Origin of the sequence: Pseudomonas fuscovaginae SE-1 (assembly GCF_000364705.1) — a bacterium.
Lineage (GTDB): Bacteria > Pseudomonadota > Gammaproteobacteria > Pseudomonadales > Pseudomonadaceae > Aquipseudomonas > Aquipseudomonas fuscovaginae_A.
In genome coordinates this window covers 1-5,647 of the sequence record NZ_AQOH01000267.1, presented here as the reverse complement: position 1 = coordinate 5,647, position 5,647 = coordinate 1, and the positions used below count along the sequence as shown (strand labels likewise).

The following is a 5,647-nucleotide window of genomic DNA, read 5'->3' as shown; positions in this document are numbered from 1 at the left end:
GCGCGCCCGGTGCCGGATTGTCAACGGGCTGGTCCTGCCAGGTGACCCGATCCAGTTCCAGTACCGGCACCTGCAGGCCCGGCAACTGGGCACGCCACTCGCTCTGCGTCAGCAGTGCCAGCGGCGCGCTGTCTTCGAGCAGGTAGCGCTGGCGCTCGCCCGGCAGGGCCGGATCGACCGGCACGTAGGCGGCGCCGGCCTTGAGGATCGCCAGCAGCCCGACCAGCATCCGCGGGCCACGGTGCAGGCGGATGGCAATGCGATCATCCGGTTGCACGCCCAGCGTACGCAGATGGTGGGCCAACTGGTTGGCCTGGCGATTGAGCTCGCCGTAGCTGAGACTCATGTCGCCCTGCACCACTGCCAACGCCTCTGGCCGACGCTCGGCCTCGGCCTCGAACAGGCCATGGACGGTCTGCCCGCGAGGGAAATCGACCGCACTGGCATTGAAACCCTCCAGCAGTTGCTGGCGTTGCGCCGCCGGGAGGATCTCCAGGCGGTTCAGGGCCACCGAACCCTCCTGCTCCAGCGCCTCGGCCAGTTGTTCCAGGGCCGTCTGCATGTACTCGGCGACACGTTGTGGCCCAAGGCTGGCCGAGGCCAGCACCCGCAGGCGGAAGTCGCTGCCCAGGTCGTCGACGCTCAGGGTCAGCGGATAGTTGGTGCGCTCCTCGCCCCCCAGCAGATGGATGCCCTGCCAGACACCTCCGGCCTGTGCCGGTAACGCCTCGTGGGCACTGTGGCGATAGTTGAGCAAGGCGCTGAACAGCGGTGTCGCGGCATCGACCGCGCTGCAGCGCTGCGCCAGGGCCAGCGAGGCATGTTCATGCCCCAGCAGTGCGGTCAGCCGCTCGTGGGTGGCCCTGACCCCCTCACGGACCGCAGTGGCGTCCACCTCGACCCGCAGTGGGAGGGTATTGATGAACATTCCCAGGGCCCGGTCGGCGCCCTCGCCCCCCTGCATGCGACCCATCAGCACCGTGCCGAACACCACCTGGTCCCTGCCGGAAGTGGCCCCCAGCACCCGGGCCCAGGCCAGATGCATCAGGCTCGCCGCACTGACGCCCAGCCGCCGCGCCTGTTCACGCAGACGGCGGCTCAGCCCCGCCGCCAGCATCAGCGGCGCTTCCTCGATGTCCCGGCCATCGCCCTGCACGTCCTGCAGACCGAACGGCAGGGTCGGCTCGTCGATATCACCGAGCATTTCGCGGAAGAACGCCTCGTGCTCCTGCTCGCCGACGCCCAGGCGCGCCTGGGCCACATAGTTGCGGTACGGCACCGGCGCGACCAGGCCCTCGCCGTCGCGCTGCAACAGCGCATGCATCTCCTCGACCACCACCGCCATGGCGGTATGATCCAGGGCCAGGTGATGAAACATCAGGATCGCGACGATGCGCCGGTTCAGCGGATCGTTGGCGTACACCAGTTGCAGCAACGGTGCCTGACGGATATCCAGGCGGTAGCGACGGGTTTCGAAGCGCTCCTGCAATTGCTCGAGCACATCCCCGGCCGCCGGATCGGTCGGCACCTCCCGCACCGGCAGTTCGGCCTGCCGGCGGACCACCTGCAGCGGCCGCTCCAGTGCGTCCCAGTGCACGCTGGTGCGCAGAATGTCGTGACGCCCGACCACCTGCTGCAGGGCACCGGCAAAGGCCTGCAGATGCGCCAGGCTGTCAAAGGCCATCTGCGATTGCAGCAGGTACGGATCGCCCTGCCCGGCGCTCATGTGGTGATAGAGAATACCTTCCTGCAGCGGTGCCAGCGGGTAGATATCCTGCACATTGGCCGCGCCACCGGGAATGGCGGCGACAAGGCGGTCGATACTCGCCTGGTCCAGCTCCACCAATGGCAACAGTTGCGGGGTGATGTGCTGGCAGCCGATCTCGATCAGGTTGCGCGGCACCTCGATCTCGCGACCGCTGCCGATGGCCGCCGCCAGCGCCGCCAGGGTCGGCTGGCTGAACAGCACCCGCACGTCGGCATTGAGACCGGCCTGGCGCATGCGCTCGATCAGTGTCACCGCCAGCAGCGAATGGCCGCCCAGTTCGAAGAAGTGATCATGGCGACCAATCCGCTCGACCTTGAGCACCTCGGCCCAGATCCGTGCCAGGGCGATCTCGACCGCGCCCTGTGGCGCCTCGAAGTCGCGGCTGAGCAGGGCCGCCTGGTCCGGCGCCGGCAGCGCCTTGCGGTCGAGCTTGCCATTGGCGGTCAGCGGCAGCGCCTCGAGTTGCACATAGGCCGAGGGCACCATGTAGTCCGGCAACTGCCCCTGCAGGTAATCGCGCAGCGCTTCGGCAGCAGGTGTTTCAGCCGCCTCGGCGCTGAACCAGGCCACCAGGCGCTTGTCCCCGGGGGCCACCTCACGCACCAGCACGGCCACGTCGCGAACCTGCGGGTGGCGCCCCAGACGGGTCTCGATCTCGCCCAGCTCGATGCGGAAGCCGCGAATCTTCACCTGATTGTCGTTACGGCCCAGGTACTCCAGGTTACCGTCGGCGCGCCAGCGCACCAGATCGCCGCTGCGGTACATCAGGCCCTGCGATCCGGGATGGAACGGGTCGGCGATGAACTTCTCGGCGCTCAGTTCGGGCTGGTTCAGGTAGCCCAGGGCAACCCCCAGGCCACCGATATACAGCTCGCCCACCACGCCGACCGGTACCGGCTGCCGGCGGGCATCGAGCACATAGGCGCGAGTGTTGCCGATCGGCCGGCCGATCGGGATGCTGCCACCCTCGACCGCGGTGATTTCGAAAGTGGTCGAGAAGGTGGTGGCCTCGGTCGGGCCATAGCCGTTGAGCAGGTGGCGTGGCGCGCCGTCACGCAGCACCCGTTCGACCACCGCCGGATCGAGCACATCACCGCCGACGATCAGGTAGCGCAGGTCGCGCAAAGCCGACAGCAGGCCATCGGCATGCTGGTGGAACAGCCCGGCGGTCATCCACAGCACGCTGACCCGCTGCTCGCGCAGCAGGCTCGCCAGGGCCTCGCGGGACAGCAGCACGTCCTGCTCGACCACCACCGCACACCCACCGTTGAGCAACGGCGCCCAGACTTCCAGGGTACTGGCGTCGAAGGCCGGGTTGGAGGCAAGCGCCACCCGATCGTACCCGTTGAACTCGGCATAGCCGTTGTTGAGCACCAGCCGGCTGACCGCCCGGTGCGGTACCCGTACGCCCTTGGGCGTGCCGGTGGAGCCGGAGGTGTACATGATGTACACCGCCGACTCGCTCGACTGCCGCAGTTGCGGGTCATGGTCCGCCTGCCCGACGAGAGCCAGGTGATCGAGGTCGACCCGCCGGGCTTCATAGTCGACCGCTTCGCTGCTGCGGGTCAGCAGCAGCACCGCACGGCTGTCCTGGACCATGAAGGCCTGGCGCTCGGCCGGTGCATTGACGTCCAGCGGCACATAGACCGCCGCGCACTTGCTGATCGCCAGCTGGCTGACCAGCAGGTCCACCGAGCGCTCCAGCAGGATCGCCACATGATGGCCCGGCATCACGCCCAGGCCGATCAGGTGATGGGCCAGGCGGTTGGCGGCACGATTGAGTTCGCCGTAGGTGAGCACCTGCTCGCCATGGATAACCGCCGTAGCGTCCGGATGGACTTCGGCCCGCGCCTCGAACAGGCCGTGCAGGGTCTGTTCGACGGGGTAGTTGCGCGCGGTGGCATTGAGACCATGCAGCAGGTGCTCACGCTCCTGCGGCGGCAGCATCGCCAGTGCATGCAGTGGCGTCGTCGGAGCCTGCTCCAAGGCGTCGACCAGGTGCAGCAGGGTCGTGCCCAGGTAGCCGCCGATCCGCTCCAGGCCCAGCTCGGCCGGTGCCTGTACCGTGAACGAGAAGTCCTCGCCCAGGTCGTCGACGTTCAGCACCAGCGGGTAGTTGCTGCGCTCGCGCGCCTGCAGCAGGTGGATCCCCTCCCAGGTCGCCGCCTGCTCCGCCGAGGTTTCGCCGGCAGCACTGTGCCGGTAGTTGAAGAGGCTGCTGAACAGTGGCAGCGAAGCCGGTACGCCGCTGCAACGCTGGGCCAGGGCCAGCGAGGCGTGCTCGTGGCCGAGCAGTTGCGACAGCCGGGCATGGGTCGCGCGCAGGGCCTCGCGGACCCCGAGCGCACCGAGGTCGACCCGCAGGGGCAGGGTGTTGATGAACATGCCCAGGGCGCGATCGGCGCCCTCGCCGCCGTGCATGCGGCCCAGCAGGACGGTGCCGAACACCACCTCCTCGCGGCCCGAAACCCGCCCGAGCACCTGGGCCCAGGCCAGGTGCAGCAGGCTGGCGGCACTCACGCCAAGCTGGCGGGCCTGCTCGCGCAGACGCCGGCTCAGGACCGCGTCCAGCGCCACCGGCCATTCCTCGATACCGCGACCATCTCCCGCCACTTCCTGCAGGCCGAAGGCCAGGGTCGGCTCGTCGATATCGCCGAGCATCTCGCGGAAAAACGCCTCATGCTCCGCTTCACCGGTGCCCAGGCGGATCTGCGCCACATGGTTGCGGTAAGGCACCGGGGCCCCCAACTGCTCCATCCTCCCCTGCAGACTGGCGCTCATTTCATGCACCAGCACGTCGAGTGCGGTGTGATCGAGCAGGATATGGTGGAACAGCAGGATGCCGAACCAGCGATCGTTCCGCTCGTCACGGGTGTAGGCCAGACGCAGCAACGGTGCGCGGTTCAGATCGAGCCGGTAGTGACGCGGATCGAAACGCTGCTGCAATTGCCGCAGGGCGTCGCCACCCTGCGGATCGCAGTCGAGCCGTTCGAGCGCCAATGGTGCCTGGCGCCAGACCACCTGCACCGGCTCGCCGAGGCCTTCCCAGTGCACGCTGGTACGCAGGATGTCGTTACGCTCGATCACCGCATTGAGTGCCCGGACAAAGGCCTTCACCTGCTCCAGACCGGCGAACTCGAACTGCGCCTGCATGACGTAGGGGTCCCCCTCTTCCGTCGCCAGGTGGTGATAGAGGATACCCGCCTGCAGCGGTGCCAGGCCGTAGATATCCTGCACGTTGGCCACGCCACCGGGGATGCTTTCCACCAGCCGGTCGAGGGCTGCCTGGTCGAGATCGGCCAGGGGCAGCAGGTCCGGGGTGATGCGCCGGCAATCGGCGCTGATGCGGTTGGCCGGCACCTGCACCTCGACCTGTCCACCCACGGCGGCAGCCAGGGCCGCCAGGGTCGGCTGGCCGAACAGCACCCGCACATCCGCCGCCAGGCCCTGCTGGCGCATGCGTTCGATCAACTTGACCGCCAGCAGCGAGTGGCCGCCCAACTCGAAGAAGTTGTCATGGCGCCCGACCTGATCGACCCTGAGCACTTCGGCCCAGATTCGCGCCAGGGCGACCTCCACCTCGCCTTGCGGCGCCTGATACTCGCGACTGGGCAAGGCCGCCGGGTCCGGTGCCGGCAGGGCCTTGCGGTCGAGCTTGCCGTTGGGGCTCAGCGGCAGGACATCCAGGTGCACGAACAACGTCGGCACCATGTAGTCCGGCAACTGCTCCAGCAGGTGCGCGCGCAGCGCATCGATCTCCTGGACTTCGGCCGCCGTGTAGTAGGCCACCAGGCGCTTGTCGCCCGGCACGTCCTCGCGGGCCACCACCACCGCCTCCTGCACCGCCGGGAAGGCGGTCAGCCGCGCCTGGATCTCGCC

At 68.3% G+C, this 5,647-nt stretch carries 1 protein-coding gene; it reads right to left on the bottom strand.

The genetic code is table 11. From position 1 onward, the window contains the following. The coding region (locus tag K675_RS31220; protein ID WP_017905579.1) for a non-ribosomal peptide synthetase at window positions 1–5,647 on the bottom strand (5,647 nt) is incomplete at both ends.